Origin of the sequence: Nostoc sp., assembly GCF_036917395.1 — a bacterium.
In the GTDB taxonomy this organism is placed as follows: domain Bacteria; phylum Cyanobacteriota; class Cyanobacteriia; order Cyanobacteriales; family Nostocaceae; genus Nostoc.
Genome location: NZ_JBALDI010000080.1, coordinates 36,929 through 55,805, shown reverse-complemented (window position 1 = coordinate 55,805; position 18,877 = coordinate 36,929). Strand labels below are relative to the sequence as shown.

The following is an 18,877-nucleotide window of genomic DNA, read 5'->3' as shown; positions in this document are numbered from 1 at the left end:
ATCTGTTATTATCCCTCTGTTCTGTGAACTCTCCCCCTCAAAAAGGTAAGAACTGAAGTAAGACTGAGCCAAGACTTCCCAAAAAGTCAACGAAACTGGGTTTACCAGCGCTTACCTTCTCATTTACGGGTGTTTGCAGTTCTTTAATAAAAGCCTGGGCTGTTTGCGTTCCAGCGGTATTGTTTTGGGATGTAAACAATTTTTCAGCAACTTGGGCATCTTTGAATGCAGCTTGTCTATCCAGTATTTGGTAACAGGCAACACCACGAGCTAAATAAGCACCGGCATATTCTGGTTTAATAGCGATCGCCTGATTAAAATAACTGATTGCTTGCTGTTGGTTACCTTTTTGTGCTTCTGCCACACCCAAAGCATAAAATTCTTCGGGTGTTGCAATTTGTGATGGTATACCTACTGCGCCTTGGAAGTTAGCGCCATTTAAGTAAGCACCAGTCAGTTCTGCATTTGCTAGATAGGTATTTCTTAAATCAGCACCCGCCAAATTTGCCCCACTAAACTTAGTTTGGCTTAGGTTAACACCAAATAAACTCGCGCCACTCAAGTTTGCACCCCGCAAATCAGCACCGCTCAAGTTTGCCCGGCTGAGGTTAGCACCTGTGAGATTAGCACCACTCAAATTGGCTCCAGATAAGTCAGCCATCACTAAACCTGCACTGGTTAAATCACAGTTTTGACATTGTTTGGTTGCCAATAACTGTCTAACGTGTTCAGAATTTGCTGCTTGTACGGTTGTTGTCAAACTAATCGTGGTTAAAAAAGCAGCTATGACTATAATTTGGTTTTTCATATTCGCGTAATATTTCTTACTCAATATTCAACATTGACTGAGACGGATTTATACCTCAGCCTATGATATGAGCAATCTGAACAGTTTGCCCTCTGTAGTTGCGTATATCACTTGTAAATTTGAGTAAACACTCACTGGTTGTGCAAGTTCACTATCTTCTAATTATTTATGCCTAGCTACTTATTTGTTCTTCAAGGGTCAGACCTTGACGTTGCTGTAATACTTTTTGATAATTAGATATAAAATTTACACTTCTACTTCTTTGGACTCTAAGTCATCTTGATTTTACAAAGAAGCGATGTCTAACGACAAGCCGCTATGCGTCTGTGCCTGGTGCTAATGTCATCCTACTCAGGAGTAAAAACAGAGATTTGCTCGTGTATGCCCTGATTTTAAATAAATATGAGACTATAGAAACATTAAGACAGTCAGAAAAACGTGAGTCAGCAAGACAAACTCTTAGAAAAAATCCTCTCTGGGACTTCTGATACAGACATCCCTTTTGCACAACTGTGGCAACTCTTATATACACTAGGCTTTGATGAACGGATTCGTGGCGATCATCGGATTTTTGTCAAAGCCGATGTTGAGGAAATATTGAACCTCCAACATAAAAAAGGAAAAGCCAAAAGCTATCAAATTAAACAAGTTCGTGCAGTAATTATCAAGTATAAGCTAGGAAGTAAAAATGATATTTCGTTATGAAATTATTCTCTACTGGAGTGAATTAGATCAAGCCTTTATTGCTGAAGTACCAGAATTATCAGGCTGTACTGCTGACGGTGAGACTTATCAAGAAGCCCTGCACAATGTAGAAGTAGTTGTGCAGGAATGGATAGAAACAGCTAAAGATTTAGGGCGTCCAGTTCCTGAACCTAGACGGCGTTTGATGTACATCTAATTGATAAACAAACCAAGGGCAACTGATTTTTTAACATTCTCAGAAATATTTTACACCTAATTGGATACGGAAAACAAAAGTTTCTTGCTAAAAAGTCTAAAAAATTCTACCAATTGCAATACGGAATTGGTATTAGATCCCCGGCAATTTTTATGAGGTTGAGGATCTGAACACCGCAATTTTAGGCTTACTTAACTCTTTGTCCTCGTCAAATTTTTTAGCGAACCGCACAAATCACCATAATATGTGATTTGTATTTGTCAGTATTATAATGAAGAAGTTGTAGTCCAGAACGTTCTAGTTCTTGCAAAAGTTTAGGAATTTCATACTTGTGATGTCGCCAAATAGTAATTTCTTCACCTTCAGATATTTCAAGTTTCTTATCTATGCCTATTCGACTGAAATTTATAGTGTAATTATGACGAAATTTCATATTAGCAACTATACTATCTGTTTTTAAATCATACTTTCTAACCAATTCACAATCTTCAGATTTAATCCCAATATTATTTTTAACCCATCCATATATTTCTTCTACATGATACTTGCAGCCACCTCTGACGTTTCCATCCCATTGAGAGTTAGAACCAGTTTCATTAGTGAACACCAGAAAATCGTTTTTTCCCATGCTATCTCTAAAGTTTTTGAGTACCTCATCTCTATTTTGATGATTTCCAATGGTAACACCTAAGTGGAAAAATATTTTTACTGTGTCATCAATTTCAAGGCTAGCTTTATTTTGAAATAAAATTTTGGGTATGCTACTATTTTCTATGTCAATCATCGAACTGAGAAATTCAATGAGAGGAAACCATTTTCTAAAATTATTCTTAGATAAATGAAGCAATTCCTCGCTAATATCTAAAGCAATATATTTATTAACCTTTCCCAATTTATTAAGTCTTTGAATAAAATTTTTAACTGGATATGAATTTCCTGCACCAACGTCTACAATATTTACTCTTTCGCCACTTTTAATATTGTCATTAAAGTATTTAAAGTTCTTCTTTAAAAGTTCAACTTCTATACTTGATGTCCGATACCATGTAGGAATAATATATTTTAGATAAAAATCATCCCATATTTTTGCGCCTCTACCTTTATAAGAATACTTTAGAGGTATTTCTCGCCTGACTTCTAATGCATGAATTATCCCTAAAACTTCTTCTTCAGAAAAAAGAGAGTAGAACTCAGAACTTGGCTTTGTTGTGCGACTGATAGCAGTTGAAATATCCGATGGAAGTTGGGAATTGCTATGAAAATTTTGAGCCATTATTCTTGTTCTTTGTTTTTCTCAGGTATTTAAATGGATTAGGGCGTATTTTCAAACTACTCGTTTAGACTTCTAACTTTTTAAATTCCCTTTAAAAAGGAGGACTTTAAGAGACTCTGAGCAAGCCTTTTAAAGGGAGGTTAGGGGAATCTAAGACTTTGAAAACACCCCCTAGCCACAATGCTTGCCAAAGAGGTATTTTCCCATGCCACTGTCCCAAAATTCGGAATTTATACCACAAATAGGAGAGTTTCTCTCTATCTTACATTCCCCACTGTCAACTGGCGGATTGGTTTTTTACAATCAAAATAGGAGATAATTTTTCAAAGATACAGGGGTAAATACCATTGGTTCAGCAACCAGAACTCCAGGAAACTTCGTCGATACAGTCAATCCAGCGGGTGCTTGAGAGTTTAAGCACTTACCGATGGACTTCGCTAGGAGCATTGGCCAGCCTGTTGCTGTTGACGATCGCAAACGCAGTTACCCCACAACTATTTCGGTGGGGAATTGATCAGGGCATTATCAAACAAAATTTACAAATTGTGCTATACAGCGCCGCCTGGATGGTACTCGCCGCGATCGCTCGTGGTTTATTTAACTTTGGACAAAGCTATTTGGCAGAAGCAGTGTCTCAAGGTGTGGCCTATGACCTGCGAAACAAAATTTTTAGCAAGATTCAAAATCTCAGTTTCAGCTATCATGACCAGGCGCAGACTTCTCAACTGCTAACCCGTGTCACCAGCGATATTGAGCAGATCCGCACCTTTGTTGGCACCAGTTTAATTCAAGTCATCGGTTCAGTTGTAACATTGGTGAGTATTTCAGTGCTTTTGCTGGTGATGAACTGGCGATTAGCACTGATTACCCTGACAGTAGTGCCCCTATGCGGATGGTTGATGGCGCGATTCATCAGCCGAAATAACAAACTTTTTCGGCAAGTACAAGAGCAACTGAGCGACCTCAATGCCGTATTGCAAGAGAACTTACTAGGAATACGGGTAGTGAAAGCCTTTGTGCGGGAGTCAACTGAAAGGTCGCGTTACACGAGCCTGAATGATGGTCTAGTCAGGGCAAATCTGAAGACCATTAGCGCCATCCGTGATATCTTTCCGTTGATCTTTTTGCTGAGTAATTTGGTAACACTGGCAGTTTTCGCTTACGGGGGAGCGCAGGTGATTGGGCGTAGGTTCTCCATTGGCGAACTGGTGGCGTTTAACTCCTACCTAGCGTTGATTCTCCAACCAATTTTGTTGATTGGATTTGCTGCACCTGCGATCGCTCAATCAGCTGCTTCTGCGGAACGGGTTTATGAAGTTGTAGATGCAGAGATAGAAATTCGCGATCGCCCCGGTGCTGTCCCATTTGACACCTGCGGTGGGAGAATCACCTTTGAAAATGTTTCCTTTCGTTATCCAGGAGCGACAACCGAAGCTCTTAAAGAAGTTTCCTTTGAAACAAAGCCTAACGAGTTGATTGCCGTTCTAGGGATGACGGGTTCGGGAAAAAGTACAATTATGAACTTAATTCCCCGGTTTTACGATGTCACAGGGGGAGCAGTTCGCATTGATGGACGAGATGTAAAAGATTTGACGCTCAAAAGCCTTAGATCGCGTATTGGCATTGTATTTCAGGAAACCACCCTCTTCTCTGGCACAATCCGCGAAAATATTACCTACGCAAAACCCAATGCAACTCTAGAGCAGGTGATTGAGGTTGCAAAAACTGCACAAATACACGATTTTATTACCAGTATACCCGATGGCTACGAGACGATTGTGGGTGAACGGGGCGTGGGCTTGTCTGGTGGACAAAAACAACGAATTGCGATCGCTCGGACCTTACTTACCGATTACAGGATTCTGATTTTAGATGATAGTACCTCGGCAGTCGATGCCAAGACTGCTGCCCAGATTCAAGCCGAACTGGATAAATTAATCCACCAAAAAGCTTGTACAACTTTTGTAGTAGCTCAACGTATTAGCACCGTCAAGAATGCCGATCGCATTTTTCTTATAGATAAAGGACGATTGGTGGCACAAGGCACCCATGAGGAATTGATGCAAACCAGCCCGCTCTACGGTGTGATTTTGGAATCTCAGGTTAAGGTGAAGAAACAAATGATCCTAAATTAGTATAAGTAGTCCAATACAGTTCAGTTAAGCATTTCTTCCTTCTCTTCCTTTGCTTTCTTCTCTACTAGACCAGAGGCGAATGCGTCCTTCTGGTGCGGAGGCTGTGCGTACCCCTACGGGTATCTTGCTACAAGTAGTGTCTTGTAGAGATGGCAGTAGCCTGGGCGTCTACCTTAAAAAAATTGACGAGGAGGAATTAAGCCTTAACCCAACCGTATTAATAAATAGTTTTGCTTAAGATTTTTATAACAGCGAATAAAGACAAAGACTTTTAATCCAAAATCCAAAATCTAAAATCCAAAATTGGTATGAGAGGCACAGTTACCGTTGTTGCATCTGAGCAGGCGAGTCAGCAATTTTCCACCCTGCGGCGCTTTTTGCAATACCTGCGACTTTATCGCAAAGAAATTCCCATCGCCTTGACATTAGTATTTATTGGTGCTGCAACCCAGGCAATTGGGCCGTTTTTCATCGGTTGGTCGATTGATCACCTAATTAAACAAGGGAATTTGCAAGGACTGCTGGTGTTATTAGGGCTACTAGCGCTGAACTACGGACTTGGCATCTTGGCAATCCGGGGTCAAATTATTCGAGTCGGCTGGATTATGCAGCGATTGCTGGCTCAACTGAGGCAAGATATTTTCACTAAAATCCAAAGTTTGCCACTCAGCTTTTTCGATCGCAGCGAAGCAGGCGATTTAATGAGCCGCCTGCTGAATGATGTCAATACTGTAAATCAGGCGTTTGGACTGACGATCGCTCAAATGCTGGGCAACACTTTCAGTTTGGTCGGCATAATCATTGCTATGCTCTCAATCAACCTGAAACTCGGTTTGTTGAGCAATCTGGTTGTGCCACTGATGATTTTTACCACAAGCTTGTTTGCACGTTGGGCAAGAGCTAGGTTTCGCGTCACGCGACAGACGATTGGGGAGCTTTCCGCCAAGTTAGAAGAAGATATTGGTAGCGTCAGAGAAGCACAGGCATTTAATCGTGTACAGATGAACATCGCAGAATTTGACATTCTCAACGCTGCCAATCGTGATGCTAACGTCGAGGCTGTAGCAATTACTTCGGCCTTTTTGCCCTCGATCGATTTTCTCAACACACTAGCAACGGCAGGCGTGCTGGCCTATGGTGGCTATCTTGCGGTCACCGGAGGTGCAACAGTAGGTGTAGTGACATCTTTTTTACTTTATGTCCAGCAATTCTTCCGCCCGATCCAAATTCTCAGCCAGTTTTATACCCAAGCTCAATCTGCTTTCGCCGGATTAGAGCGAATCTTTCTATTGCTAGATGAACCGTCAGAACTCAAAGACGCACCCGATGCGACAGAAATGCTGCCTATTCAGGGTGAAGTGACATTTGAAAATGTCAAGTTTGGCTACAACCCAGATCAATTGGTTCTCAAAGGGGTGAATTTGCACGCCTATCCAGGGCAGATGGTTGCGTTAGTAGGCCCGACAGGTTCGGGAAAAAGTACGATCATTAACTTGATTTTGCGCTTCTACGATGTATCTGGCGGTGCAGTGAAAATTGATGATGTTGATGTGCGTAGCGTGACTCAAGCAAGTCTGCGGCGTCAAATTGGCATCGTCCTGCAAGACAATATTCTGTTCAGCGGCACCGTCGCCGAAAACATTGCCTTTGGCGTTCCTTACGCCACCCAAGCTGATATCGAAGAGGCTGCACAATTAGCAAATGTGCATGAGTTCATTACCTCACTGCCACAGGGTTATACAACTCAATTGGGTGAACGGGGCGCTCCCCTGAGCCAAGGACAGCGACAACTGATCAGTATTGCCCGTGCGGTGTTGATTAACCCCCAAATTCTGATTCTCGATGAAGCCACCAGCAGCATCGATACCCGCACAGAAGCGCTAGTACAAACTGCGATCGCCCGCTTGCTGCAAGGTCGTACCAGCTTCGTGATTGCTCACCGCCTCAGTACAGTTACTCTGGCAGATCAGGTATTAGTAATTCAGCAGGGACAAATTGTAGAGCAGGGTACTCACGCCGAACTCATCGATCAGCAGGGTGTCTATGCGAATCTCTATGCTCTACAACTGGGTGCAGCAGACACAGCAGACACAATGGTTCTTCAAAATGAAAAGTAAAATATATATATATCGAATTTCTCAATTGCCAGCAAAGGAATGAACCTACCTAACCTCGATTCACAAACCATCGATCGCATTATTGAAATGGCATGGGAAGATAGAACATCTTTTGATGCCATTGAGGCTCAATTTGGGCTACTGGAGAAACAGGTAATTGCCTTAATGAGGCGCGAAATGAAAGAATCTAGTTTCCAGATGTGGCGCGAGCGAGTCACCAAACGCAATACAAAGCATTTATCTAAGCGAGAATTTATTGCAGGTCGGTTTAAATCGCCCAATCAAAAAACCTAACTAATTGGGTAAGCGTAGGCGTAGCCCGTCGTAGACATCGCTTTTTTATGATGTGTTCAATCAAAATATGGTTCAGAACCATCAGAAGCTAAAATACTTTAAAAGAAATAAGCCTGCGATCGCGCTTCGCGTTGCCGCAGGCATCGCTTGTACCAATTGAGTGAAAACTACCACATTCACCAAGCACAATGACGAAAGTTACACTCTATATCGCAGCTAGTTTGGATGGCTACATTGCTCGTAGCGATGGCGGAATTGATTGGCTATCAATCCTTGATACAGAAGGAGAAGACTACGGTTACGCTGCTTTCTACGAATCGATTGATGCTATTGTCTTGGGCAGCAATACATATGAAATAGGACTTAGTTTTGATGAGTGGCCTTATTCGGGGAAAAAATCCTTCGTTTTCACCCAGCGCCATCTCCAATCTGACCGCGAGGATGTTGTGTTTGTTTCGGACACAGTGAAGCACGTCTTAGCAAATATGGAGGCTCAAGGTTTGGAAAATATCTGGCTAGTTGGTGGCGGAGCATTAATCAATTCGTTTCTTCAGCACAGCTTGATTGACGAATATATTATTTCAACTATTCCAATTATCTTAGGTGGTGGTATACACCTTTTCCCACCAGCTAGCCCTGAAGAAAAATTGGAGCTGATTGACTCAAAACAATATCCTAGTGGTTTACTCCAATCACATTATAGGCAAAAAGGAAAGGGTTAAAAATTTATAATTGTGTTTCAAATGGTAAGAAGTCCGAGGGTCGGCTTACGAGGCTCGGAACTTCGGGGAATTTAAACTCCACCTGAAACGTGACTGCCGTTATTAGGCATCAGGTATAAACCCTGTTTAATTATGAATTACCAATTACGTTGAAGTAACCTCAAGAAGCTTCTGAACAGCGTTGCTGAAGTCTTCGTAAGGAGAAACTCCCACGATGGTTTCTGCTAAAGTACCATCTTTGAAAATTAAAACTGCTGGAATACTGCGAAGACCGAATTTTTTGAAAATCGGCTTGTTGCTGTCAACGTCTACCTTAACGACTTTGGCGCGACCTTTGTATTCTTGGGCAAGTTGATCCATTAACGGACTGATCAGGCGACAGGGGCCACACCAAGTAGCAGTAAAATCAACAACAACGACTTTCTCTTCACTTCCAGTTAAAACAGTATCAAATTCACTTTCTTCAACGTAAGCAACTATGTCAGTATCAGTAGACATTTTTTAATTCCTTAGTGTCAAACTAAAATTTCAGCAAAAAGCTAACTATACAAATATACTCCCTTCTGGCTGTCAGATTTACCAGTCACCTAGATTGGGAAACCCCCGCAACTGACTTTTGCTTGGTAGCGTGGATCTAATAACCTACAACTTTCTTACGTAAGTTAGCGATCGCATAACGCACCCTCACAACCTACCTAATCCAAAAATCTCATACCTTCAAGGCGTGGAGGTATCAATAGTCATCCTGCTGATCAAACAGTTCTAACAACCCAATTGTGCCTACAAAAAAAGTATAAGTAGCATATTTTATTGGCATCTTTTTTCTTGAAGGTGCATAAAAAGCTGCTATAATGCTTTCTATAAAATGGATCGTCATGGCAAAACGCTCAATCCAAAAAATTGGATTAAGACTGTTTGGTAAATGACTGTTAGTTATTACTGCATAAATATTCCACGATTCCAATCCAATTGCGCTTGTTATAAGCACTGTAGATATAATTTTTACAAAGGTAAAAAGGTTTCTCTTTATAAACTTTAAGTTCATCCTGTTCAAAAAAAAATGTTTAACATATCTACAAGACTCGGTGAAGTAACAGATAAGTTAATGCGTCTTATCTAAAAATTCTCCCGAAATCAACCAATCTTATATCATAATTTACATTATTGTAAAAGCCTGTAAAAATATCGATATGGTGTATTAAGTCAATATTCCCAAACTATTGAGAATGGATTTGTGGAAAAAACTATACATTTTTGTCGTTTGAGGATTTCTCGTGAAAAGTCGGGAGTATCCCAAATGTGTAAAAACATAATTTGTCATTCCAAGCAAAACGCAGTGTTCGCGGAGCGTCTTGTAGAGTTGGAGTCCGCTTCATTCGCAATTGACTTTTAACGATTTTGGTAAATTTGCTTGCTATTAAGATGCTCCCTAAAAGTCTCCTCCTTCGGAGAATATAGCGGTTCCCACATGGGTAAGGTACAGAAAAAATAATTAACCACAGATGAACACAGATACAAGGTAGGGACATGGCAATGCCGTGTACCTCATTAAAATGAAAATCGCTATAGAGCAAAATGGCATTAAGCGTCCGATTCAATGCCCTAAAGACCCCGAAAAAATCAACTACTCAAGCAAGGAGAAATGCCATACCCCTAAACACTACTAGTCAAAAGATTAAATCACCAAATATTTAAAAAATCATAAAAGTGTGGAACAATACATAGGTGGTAAATTTAATTGCACTCTATAGATTCATAAGAAATGTAAAGCTATGATTGCTCAACATTACAATAATTCAATTCATGTTGAAAACAAGTTGGTTAAACAAATCAAAATTAAAGAAAATCAGCTAAAAATTGCACAAGAATCTAATCTGCTCTATGTAGCAGAAGGATTACAAAATGAATTATTAAAGTTACAGTGTCAATTATCAGAGCCGCAAGACGCTGAAATCCAAGCGTTGATGAGTTTACTAGACGATTAAGATTGTAAATTTGTGTTGCAAAATTTATTCAAAACACAAAATCTCTGTTATTGGAAAGCAGAGCATAGTGATTGTGATGCCTGGGGGTGTGGTTTAGTGGGACTTAAACAAAAAAGAAGAATAAAAAGGAGTATAATGCTTTGCTAGCATAGCTTTCACGTCAAAGTAACTCCCCATGAAAGAGACAACCCCCACAGCCATGCCTCCGTGCTTTGAAAATGGTGTAAGCGGTTTGATGATGTGTTGACTCATAAAGCGCAAAAAAGAGAGTTTAGGTATTATTTAGGGGGATTATTGGGTGAAAGCGAGAGAAAAAACCTATTTCAGATGTAGATGCTGGATATGGTAATAACACATCCTTCTTATTAGAACTAAAGAAGCGAGAATTAAAGTATTTAGGAGGATTAGCTAAAAATCTAGTAAGTAACGCTATATGCGACTTGAAGTCTGGAATCCTTAGTTTCTCTCTAGCGACTGCTCGGACGATGAGTTTGTAGATAGCTCAAATGCTATAAATTCAGGTATCAAAATTAAGTTGCACATCGCGTTCTTTTAAAAAAGTATATAAATTGTAATGAGTACAACTCAAAAGATTAATCAATTAGTAACCCCTAACAATTGGCGGCTGCGTCCTGGTTATTTAAGTGAAGGGGATTCTGACTTTGAATCTATGCATGTTCTCATCGGTCAATTTCTTGCCGATCGCCACTCTCTTGATCCTTTACCAGATACATCGCTACTCATAGAAAACGCCAAATTTCAGTGGGGATATGGCAAACCATTGGAGAAGGTAATTAACTCGCAGTCAGATTTAGAATTTCTGATGAAACATCCTTGTCTATTTCGCAATGCGATCGCCATCATTGAACCTTGGAAACACGTCGGACAAAATCCATTAGGAGAAGATGTTCGAGCATCGCTGAATGTTGCATACATCGCTCAAAAAATTGCCGATTGCGATTCAATTTTGTTTCCTGTATGGTCTTCTGGACTACTCGATCCTGATGTGGTGGTACCTTTGATTACATCGGGGTTAGCTGTAGTAGTAGAAGGTGGCGATCCCTCAGTACGGGATGCTTCTACTTTTGAGGGTGGCAAATGTTCCCTCGACGATCTCCATTGTTTGGTTGAAAAGTTGTTGATCTCGCGCTCGCCGATAAGTGCTTTAGCGCTGTTTATTTGTTTGGGACATCAACTGGCGGCGCAAGGACATATCAATTTGATTAAGCGGGCGGTTCAGCAAGTGCTGAGTTTAGAATATCTACCGAGAGACCGCAATGGCAAAATGTTAAAAGCCCTGAAGCGCGTTTGTCAACAAATTGAAACAGTTGGCAGTTCCCTAAAAATTACTAAGCGAAATGGGCACCTCATCGCCGAAGGCTGGGATCATCCAGAATTTGCTGTTGGCCCGAACGAACACAAGGAAGTTGGCGAACGGCGGCTGCATCACTACCAATCACCGGATGCAGAGGCTCTTGATATTCCCCAAGACCTAATCACCGCTCACGAAATCACGGCTGATGAATATGAAGGCGTGATTGACACCGCCATTAAGTATGAACGGGAAGTCAATATTGCCATGTTTCATTCAGATGAGGTTAATGAAGAAGCAATCTTATTTGCTAACTGGGCATACCGCTTGCTGCATGATGCCATTATTCCTTATCGGTCGATTTTAGCAGGTAGTCGGCTGGCCTGGTTACTGAAACTGCCGGATGCGATCGAGATTTTGTGTTCTACTACCATTGACAATGAAATTGTTACCGAATGTTCTGCGACTTGCATTATCTATAAAGATTTTGAGAGTAAACGGATTCGGCGCTCATTTACATGTCAGTTTCACCCAGAGCTATTGTCCGATTTGCGAACAGTAGGAACGTGTGAACCACCGACTTATGCGCGGTTGAAGATAGATGATGGCGCACGGCTGTTTGCACGACTGTTATACGAAGGGATGCAAGAATGAGCGATCGCTTTGTGTATCTAAGTAAGTTCTCTTGAGTGTTGGGAGCGAATGGTTGTTCCCTAGCCCGTAAATAAGCGATCGCTCCTCGCTAACTTATGTTAACCATACAGGGCTAGCGTATCTCAAAGCCTATTGACAAGCGGGTTTGTTGAATAACGGGACTTAAACAAAAATTAAGCTCAAATGTAGCCTAAACTGGCGATATTCGCAGTAAATAGTCACGATTAAGAGTCAGCCAATCAAAAAATCTAAAAGACATAGCTGTTCTTTCTTTTGAAGTGGATGGAAAAAGTGGTTTATTCAACACACTACTTTTGATTTCCGCACTCTTCAGATGTAAGGAGTTTTCTCAAAAATCAAATAGAAGTCCTATAGAAGAATGATAATTATTACTTAGATAAGATGTTAGGGTTTTGCTGGGTCTGTGGTATTTTTGTATGCGGTACTAAATCAATCTTAAGAACAGGTTTAATTGAGCGCAGTTGCCTTTGCCTAAGAATTTGAATTTCTGTCTCAATAGAATCTTTTCCTTGCCTAAAAAAGTCTTGAGAATTATATGGAACCAAGTCACGGGATAAATGTTGAGCTTGTGTTGGAGTCAAACTAGGAAGGGGTTGTTGAGCATTGGCAGAAGTTTGTACAACCAGCAAAAAAGCTGTTAAAACTACCAAAGGTTTTATTTTTATAGATCCGGTGAATATCGAATTCAACATGATTGATACATTTATTGGATGAATGCTGATTCAAACCATCTTGTGTTGGTCTGCTTATTAGCAAAGTACACTTATTGGCTTACTAATTACTTCCCACAAATGGGTGAATTAATGACTAGAAACTGAGCAAGGTACAAATGATATCAAGCTGATGAAGATTAATTAGCTCAATAGTAAAAATGCTTGCTTGTCTCTTAACATGAACTGAGAAAACTTGAGGCCAGCGGTATAAATCAGTATGATAGAAGATTGGCGGATCTCGTCACTACCTTTGGATTGGTTGTCGGTAGATACATTAGGTTGATCCAACCTCAACGTCTCTGTTGTAGAACTATTGTTCATCGAAAGTCGGCAGGAAACTCCATCTCCTTGTGGGTGGAGTTTTTTATAAAGGCGATGCCAATTGGAGACGCTACGCAAAGGGCGGGCTACGCCTACGCTAAGACAATAAAGATGTTCGCACAACGGAGGTCTAATACTAATCTGATAGACTATCTTAAATTTGAAATTATAAAAGCTGCTAGCCCAAGGCTAATAACTAACTATGAGTAAAGCTTTATTCTGTATCGAAAATCTGCGAGTTGCTTATCCTCACAGGAATGGAGAAGAAGCAAGCTGGGCGGTTGATGATGTATCTTTGAGCTTGCAACCAGGTGAAAGAATGGGATTGGTGGGAGAATCTGGTTGTGGTAAGTCAACTATAGGACGGGCAGTAATGCGTTTACTACCAGCCTCTAGTCGTATTCAGGGACAGGTGACATTTCAAGAACAGTCAGTGTTTGACTTAACGCCTAACCAGTTGCGGAAATTTCGGGGAGAGGCGATCGCCTTAATTTTTCAAGATCCGATGACACGCCTCGATCCGCTGATGACGATTGGTAAGCATTGTATCGAAACCCTTCAGGCGCACTCACCAGAATTATCAACGCGATCAGCCAAAAAAAAAGCACTTGCTACCTTGGAAAAGGTGAATATTCCGGCTAGTCGCTGGAATCAGTATCCCCATGAGTTTAGCGGTGGAATGCGTCAACGGGTAGCGATCGCTTTAGCTTTACTCCTCAACCCCAAGTTAATTGTTGCCGATGAACCCACCACTAGTTTAGATGTCACAGTTTCCGCGCAGATTTTGCAAGAATTAACTCGTCTGTGCGGTGAAGAAAACATGGGATTGTTGCTGATTTCTCACGATTTAGCAATGGTGGCTGAGTATTGCGATCGCATTGGCGTTATGTACAACGGCAAGATGGTGGAAATGGGTTCTACAGAAACTGTATTTAGACATCCTCAACATGAGTACACGCGATCGCTCTTAAAAGCAGCTTTACATATTCAAGCAGTAAATGATAATGGAGAATTGATAATTGTCAATGATGAACAAAAGCAATTACCAATTATTAATAAGCAATCCCCAATTTTGAGTCTGACTGAACTCAAGCAATATTACACCATCGAACCTAATTTTATCGAACGACTATTGAACACACAAACGCAGACAATTAAAGCAGTAGATGGTATCAACCTGGATCTTTATTCAAAAGAAATTCTCGGCTTAGTTGGGGAATCAGGTTGTGGTAAAAGTACGCTCTCACGAACTATCTTGCAACTAATTCGTCCCACTAGTGGCAAAGTTGAGTTTTTAGGACAGGATTTAACTAGACTGTCGCGCCAAGAAATTCGCTCCTCACGGCGACAAATACAAATGGTTTTTCAAGACCCCCATGCTTGTCTCAATCCAGCGATGACAGTGGGACAAAGTATTGCTGACCCTTTATTTATCCACAATCTTGCCGATCCTGTTAAGGCAAAAGAACAGGTTTTGTGGATGCTAGAGAAAGTCGGGTTAACACCGCCAAAAGTGTATTATGAGCGTTATCCATCAGATTTGTCTGGTGGACAACAGCAAAGAGTTGCGATCGCTCGTGCTTTGATTACTCACCCTAAACTTTTAATCTGCGATGAACCTGTGAGTATGTTAGACGCTAGCGTGCAGTCGCAAGTGCTGGATTTGATGTTGCAATTAAAGGAAGAATTTGAGTTAACTTATCTGTTCATCACTCATGACCTTTGGTTAGCTCGATTTTTGTGCGATCGGATTGCCGTGATGAATAGCGGTAAAATTGTGGAACTCGGTCTGACAAAAAATATTTTTGCTAATCCTCAGCATCCTTATACCAAAACCTTACTAGCTGCTGCTCCATTGCTAGCACGCGCTTAATTAAATTAAGATGAGGAGTTATAAGTTTCAAATTCCTAACTCCTAACTGTTAATTCTCTTCCCTTCCTTCAAGTAATTTAGTTGTTTCTCCACTCGACCCATATAGCTCAACGAATCTTTTAAATAGCAACGCTGTCTCGTGATTTGAAGTCCTGCTTAAGTTGAATAAACGCTCTATCTTTTTGTCACCTAAAGCTCTTAGATACGGCAAATCTTCAAAGAGTGTCAAACAAGAAGCAAAATGCAATATTATTTGTAATAATGGCTTTGGCCACTCTAGGTCACTATAAATATCTATAAATAGCTGATGTTCTGAGTCATTTAAGGGGAAAGCATGAAATATAACAATTATTCTTTTCTGATTATAGACTGGAATACTCAGTTCAATGGTGTAGGGAGTATGTAATATTAAATCCACCTCCACAGTTGGTTGTCGCCAAATTCTCAGAGGATTACCTGGCGAATCTAATATTGTTTTAAACTTGATTATCCCACCGCTATTTGTGGTTTCAAAATGGCTAATATTGATAATTTTAAGATTATTAAGGCTAAATCTATGAACTGTTTCCAAATGTTTTAAGTTCAATAGATGATAGATTTGGCAAACATAAGGAAACGGTAAAATGTACTCCTGACTAATCATGTGAAGCTTTTTTAATTGAAGCTTGTTAGCTTGCGTCCGATCGAGATATTCTTGATATTGGCTGGGCGCTAAATCATTGCTATTGAAGCTTTCCTCAGGCTTAAGATATAGCCAACTAATAAAAAAGAAAGAGGCTGTCAATAGCTGAAAAATTTCTAGGGGAGATAAATAACCATCAGAAAATGCAGCTATGCTTCTATCGGTTATGCCGAAAAGCCAAGATGGAATACCAAATACCCAGATATTACTTTTAATTTTATCTATAAAAAGTGCTATATCAACATTTGAGACATTACTATCTTGATTTATACTTAATTTATCAGTTTTTTTCAAACAATTAGTAAACATAATATCTGGATTTTACTTAATACTAGTAATTCATAAAGTTAAGATTTATATTAATTCTAAATACCAATCTATAGTTCCAACCTCTGTCTTTAGATGTATATACAAGTTGGATTAATTCATATTGACTGAAAATAAATTCTCATAAGTCTGGCTAAAAAATTCAAGCCATTGTTTGATGTAATTCTAAATCCTATGTATATCCAGCCATAATAAAATTATTTGTAACTCTTGCTTTTATAAGGATTCGACATTGTATTCTCTAATGAATAAATTCAAAGTAACAACTTTGGTAATATATTTCTGCTAGCTGAGATCAAAAATTGAAATTATTTCACCTTTACAAAAGCGGTATCTAGATATTTAGACAGGACTTACGCAAAAATAGCCAAAAAGCTTAATTTATCGTAGACACGTAGTGGCTTGCCGTAGGCTACTACCAACGCCAACGCGCAGCGTCTCATCAAGTTGAGAAGCATTCATAGAGTGTGCGTAAGTCCTATTAGAGAAAAAAGTTTATTTTTCCTGATCTGAGAAAATTTTCTACGTAATTAATGTAATAATGTTATTTAAGTGACTAAATATACGATCTGACTGAGATATGGGCGCTCGTATATAGCGCTTCCCATTCAGATTATATTGCGAGGTGTAGGGGCACGGCACTGCCGTGCCCCTACGCGTCTACCTCACGTAAACGTCTGTCTAGATAGACTTTTTAGAGATTGCCTCGTTGCCTCGTTAAGAGTCTCCGACTGGGAATGCCAGTTCGGAGGCTCCGCCTCCCTCTCCTAGCGGCAGAGCCGCCAGGGTATGCATTTCCAGCCAGAGGCTGGAAACGAGGTTTTACGAAGGTTGTAGCTTAAGTTGACACCTATGGGCACTGCCGTGCCCCTACGCGTATACCTCACGTAAACGAGAACCGCTATATCAAAAGGGTATTTCTAACTCGTCAGCAAGACAAAATCCTGTTAAACCTCTAGACGGGAGAAATTTTTGTATAACTTCACAGAGAAACTGTATTGCAGCACTAACAATAATTATTTGCAATAATTTCTCTGATGTTGTAAGCTTTTCTAAAATATATTGAATATATTTATCAATAACTTTTTATAGGAGGTTTGACACACTGGTAAGCCTGACTGGAAAAATCAGCTGTAATCAGATATAGGAATTTAGGATTATTCGTTACAAAAATTCTTAATTAGTGAATTGAGAGTTTATTCTATTTACAGGAAAATCAGGATGTCTAAACTACCAGATGTTCTTTGGTTAAATACAAGCCCTAGTTTGCAATACTTTGCTCAACCACTATTTTGTTACTTATCATCTCAAGTGACAATCCAAGAGTGGAAATATTGCCAAAGTCAAGATGAAGCAAGTTCACTAGATGCTGCTGTTGTTCTGCTTCACGACTACCTCAAATATTGCAATCAACCTGTTCATTTGATTGGTCATAGTACAGCAGGATTACTAGGTCTACTCTATAGCCGTCGCTATCCAGAAACAGTTAAGTCTTTGACGCTATTAGCTGTGGGTGTTGATCCAGCAGTTGATTGGCAAGCTCATTACTATATTCACCGTCAGTTTTTAAGTCGCCAAAAGCTTTTAACTGATATGGTTTATAACTTATTTGGTTATCAGGAGAAATGCACTCTCAAGAGTCTGACACATCTTCTGGAGCAAGACTTAGATTGTTCGCTCTCTCCTCATTCTCTGTTTGAAAGCGTGAGTATGACTCCAAACAGAGTTTCAGTACCTTTGATGGTTTGTGGTAGCTTAAACGATATTGTTATCACACCTGATGCACTGCAAGGATGGCGATCGCATTTCAAGGAAGGCGATCGCCTATGGTCATGTTTTGAAGGAGGGCATTTTTTTCACTTTTCTCAGTATCAGCTTGTAGGAGAACAGCTACTCGACTTCTGGAAGTTTATCCGTGTGTCAGATTCGCTGTATGCCTGTTTGCGACTTTAAGTAGTAGATGATAATACATCTCAAGAAAGATGCGCCGAGTCAAACAATTGTGAGAGCTTAATCGTGTCCTAAATTATTTCAGGAAAGTCTAGAAATGGTTGTAGCTTTAGATGATACCAAGCGGAGCGCGATCGCTACAGAGCTAGCAGATTTGAAAGCTATACAAGAGTTGCTAATTGCTAATGAACAAAAAGTACTACCTGCTGTAAGCAACGATCAAGAAATTAGCAAGCGCCTAAACGACTTTCTCAAAGATGATCAAGAAAATCTCACAGTAATCGAGGGAGTCATCTCTAAATTTGGTGGTGGTTCAGCCCAGCCTAGAGACACTATAGGGCAGTACGTCGAGCAAGTAGGCCGTATAATAGATGGGGATGAGCTGACACTGTACCAAAAGGTTTCTATTCACGAAAGAATTAAGCACCAAGCCGTAATGACTGGTTTAATTATCCATAAAGCTTCACAGGTGGTAGGTGACGACGTGAAAGAAGCTATTGGGCCGCTCAACCAAGTCAACTTTGAAAATCGTGCCCATCAAGAACAATTGAAAGGTGTGTTGGAAGTTTTGGGTACAAGAGAACTTACAGGTCAAGACCCAGATCAAGGTGTTTGGGCACGGACTCAAGATGCTGTTGCAGCTTTGAGGGGTGTGTTTGAGGGTTTGACGAAGTAAATACAACTGAAGACCGCCTCGACTTCGAGTTGGGTATGTGCCAATTGATAAAAATCGTAATAATCTCTTTTGATTTAGGGAATCCGATCGCGATCGCACTCAGTTTGAGATAA

Annotated in this window: 17 protein-coding genes and 1 pseudogene; 12 read left to right on the top strand and 6 right to left on the bottom strand. The window is 40.3% G+C overall.

From position 1 onward, the window contains the following. Positions 1-37: 37 nt before the first annotated feature. On the bottom strand, positions 38-808 hold the full coding sequence (locus V7K46_RS28295; RefSeq protein WP_335119169.1) for a pentapeptide repeat-containing protein: 771 nt from the start codon (positions 806-808) through the stop codon (positions 38-40). 438 nt (positions 809-1,246) lie between these two features. On the opposite strand from V7K46_RS28295, the gene V7K46_RS28290 reads away from it, so the two are divergent. Next, positions 1,247-1,513 (top strand): type II toxin-antitoxin system HicA family toxin, encoded by a 267-nt coding sequence (locus V7K46_RS28290; RefSeq protein ID WP_334958429.1) that lies wholly within the window; start codon positions 1,247-1,249, stop codon positions 1,511-1,513. Further along, complete coding sequence (locus tag V7K46_RS28285) at positions 1,497-1,709, top strand: type II toxin-antitoxin system HicB family antitoxin (protein ID WP_335079857.1); 213 nt, start codon at positions 1,497-1,499, stop codon at positions 1,707-1,709. Before V7K46_RS28290 ends, V7K46_RS28285 begins: the two co-directional genes overlap by 17 nt. A 217-nt stretch (positions 1,710-1,926) precedes the next feature. On the opposite strand, the gene V7K46_RS28280 is transcribed toward V7K46_RS28285, so the two are convergent. Continuing rightward, a complete protein-coding gene (locus V7K46_RS28280; RefSeq protein WP_335119167.1) occupies positions 1,927-2,982 on the bottom strand; it encodes an L-histidine N(alpha)-methyltransferase in 1,056 nt (351 codons plus the stop codon). 347 nt (positions 2,983-3,329) lie between these two features. Here V7K46_RS28280 and V7K46_RS28275 point away from each other — a divergent pair, with 347 nt between their 5' ends. The 4 genes from V7K46_RS28275 (at position 3,330) to V7K46_RS28260 (ending at position 8,250) form a co-directional block, all read left to right on the top strand. After that, positions 3,330-5,117 carry an ABC transporter ATP-binding protein gene (locus V7K46_RS28275; protein WP_335119165.1) on the top strand — a complete coding sequence of 596 codons (1,788 nt, stop codon included), beginning with the start codon at positions 3,330-3,332 and terminating at the stop codon, positions 5,115-5,117. A gap of 308 nt (positions 5,118-5,425) precedes the next feature. Continuing rightward, a complete protein-coding gene (locus V7K46_RS28270; protein ID WP_335119163.1) occupies positions 5,426-7,234 on the top strand; it encodes an ABC transporter ATP-binding protein in 1,809 nt (602 codons plus the stop codon). A gap of 39 nt (positions 7,235-7,273) precedes the next feature. Next, positions 7,274-7,528 (top strand): TIGR03643 family protein, encoded by a 255-nt coding sequence (locus V7K46_RS28265; protein WP_273768503.1) that lies wholly within the window; start codon positions 7,274-7,276, stop codon positions 7,526-7,528. Positions 7,529-7,716: 188 nt separating this feature from the next. After that, positions 7,717-8,250: a dihydrofolate reductase family protein gene (locus tag V7K46_RS28260; protein WP_335119160.1), complete on the top strand. Its 534-nt coding sequence runs from the start codon at positions 7,717-7,719 to the stop codon at positions 8,248-8,250. Between the two features lie 144 nt (positions 8,251-8,394). Here the strand turns inward: V7K46_RS28260 and trxA are convergent, their stop codons facing one another. Both trxA and V7K46_RS28250 read right to left on the bottom strand, forming a co-directional pair. Next, positions 8,395-8,748, bottom strand: coding sequence for a thioredoxin (trxA, locus tag V7K46_RS28255; protein WP_335119158.1), 354 nt, complete (start codon positions 8,746-8,748; stop codon positions 8,395-8,397). 235 nt (positions 8,749-8,983) lie between these two features. Beyond that, positions 8,984-9,295 carry a hypothetical protein gene (locus tag V7K46_RS28250; protein ID WP_335119156.1) on the bottom strand — a complete coding sequence of 104 codons (312 nt, stop codon included), beginning with the start codon at positions 9,293-9,295 and terminating at the stop codon, positions 8,984-8,986. A 727-nt stretch (positions 9,296-10,022) separates the two neighbouring features. Between V7K46_RS28250 and V7K46_RS28245 the strand changes: the two genes are divergently transcribed. From V7K46_RS28245 to V7K46_RS28235, 3 genes and pseudogenes are all read left to right on the top strand, one after another. Beyond that, complete coding sequence (locus tag V7K46_RS28245; RefSeq protein ID WP_335119154.1) at positions 10,023-10,235, top strand: hypothetical protein; 213 nt, start codon at positions 10,023-10,025, stop codon at positions 10,233-10,235. Between the two features lie 175 nt (positions 10,236-10,410). Then, positions 10,411-10,565, top strand: a pseudogene (locus tag V7K46_RS28240) (IS701 family transposase); the annotation flags it as partial. A gap of 244 nt (positions 10,566-10,809) precedes the next feature. Further along, a complete protein-coding gene (locus V7K46_RS28235; protein WP_335119152.1) occupies positions 10,810-12,201 on the top strand; it encodes a hypothetical protein in 1,392 nt (463 codons plus the stop codon). 389 nt (positions 12,202-12,590) lie between these two features. Here the strand turns inward: V7K46_RS28235 and V7K46_RS28230 are convergent, their stop codons facing one another. After that, on the bottom strand, positions 12,591-12,914 hold the full coding sequence (locus tag V7K46_RS28230) for a hypothetical protein (RefSeq protein ID WP_335119149.1): 324 nt from the start codon (positions 12,912-12,914) through the stop codon (positions 12,591-12,593). 544 nt (positions 12,915-13,458) lie between these two features. Here V7K46_RS28230 and V7K46_RS28225 point away from each other — a divergent pair. Then, the gene (locus V7K46_RS28225) at positions 13,459-15,129 is read left to right on the top strand and encodes an ABC transporter ATP-binding protein (protein ID WP_335119147.1); all 1,671 of its coding nucleotides are present in this window, start codon (positions 13,459-13,461) and stop codon (positions 15,127-15,129) included. A gap of 49 nt (positions 15,130-15,178) precedes the next feature. On the opposite strand, the gene V7K46_RS28220 is transcribed toward V7K46_RS28225, so the two are convergent. Next, the gene (locus V7K46_RS28220) at positions 15,179-16,120 is read right to left on the bottom strand and encodes a hypothetical protein (protein WP_335119145.1); all 942 of its coding nucleotides are present in this window, start codon (positions 16,118-16,120) and stop codon (positions 15,179-15,181) included. Between the two features lie 1,239 nt (positions 16,121-17,359). Between V7K46_RS28220 and V7K46_RS28215 the strand changes: the two genes are divergently transcribed. Both V7K46_RS28215 and V7K46_RS28210 read left to right on the top strand, forming a co-directional pair. Next, entirely contained in the window at positions 17,360-18,091 is a 732-nt protein-coding gene (locus V7K46_RS28215) for an alpha/beta fold hydrolase (protein ID WP_335119143.1), read from the top strand. 94 nt (positions 18,092-18,185) lie between these two features. Next, the gene (locus V7K46_RS28210; RefSeq protein ID WP_335119141.1) at positions 18,186-18,764 is read left to right on the top strand and encodes a hemerythrin HHE cation-binding protein; all 579 of its coding nucleotides are present in this window, start codon (positions 18,186-18,188) and stop codon (positions 18,762-18,764) included. Positions 18,765-18,877 lie beyond the last annotated feature (113 nt).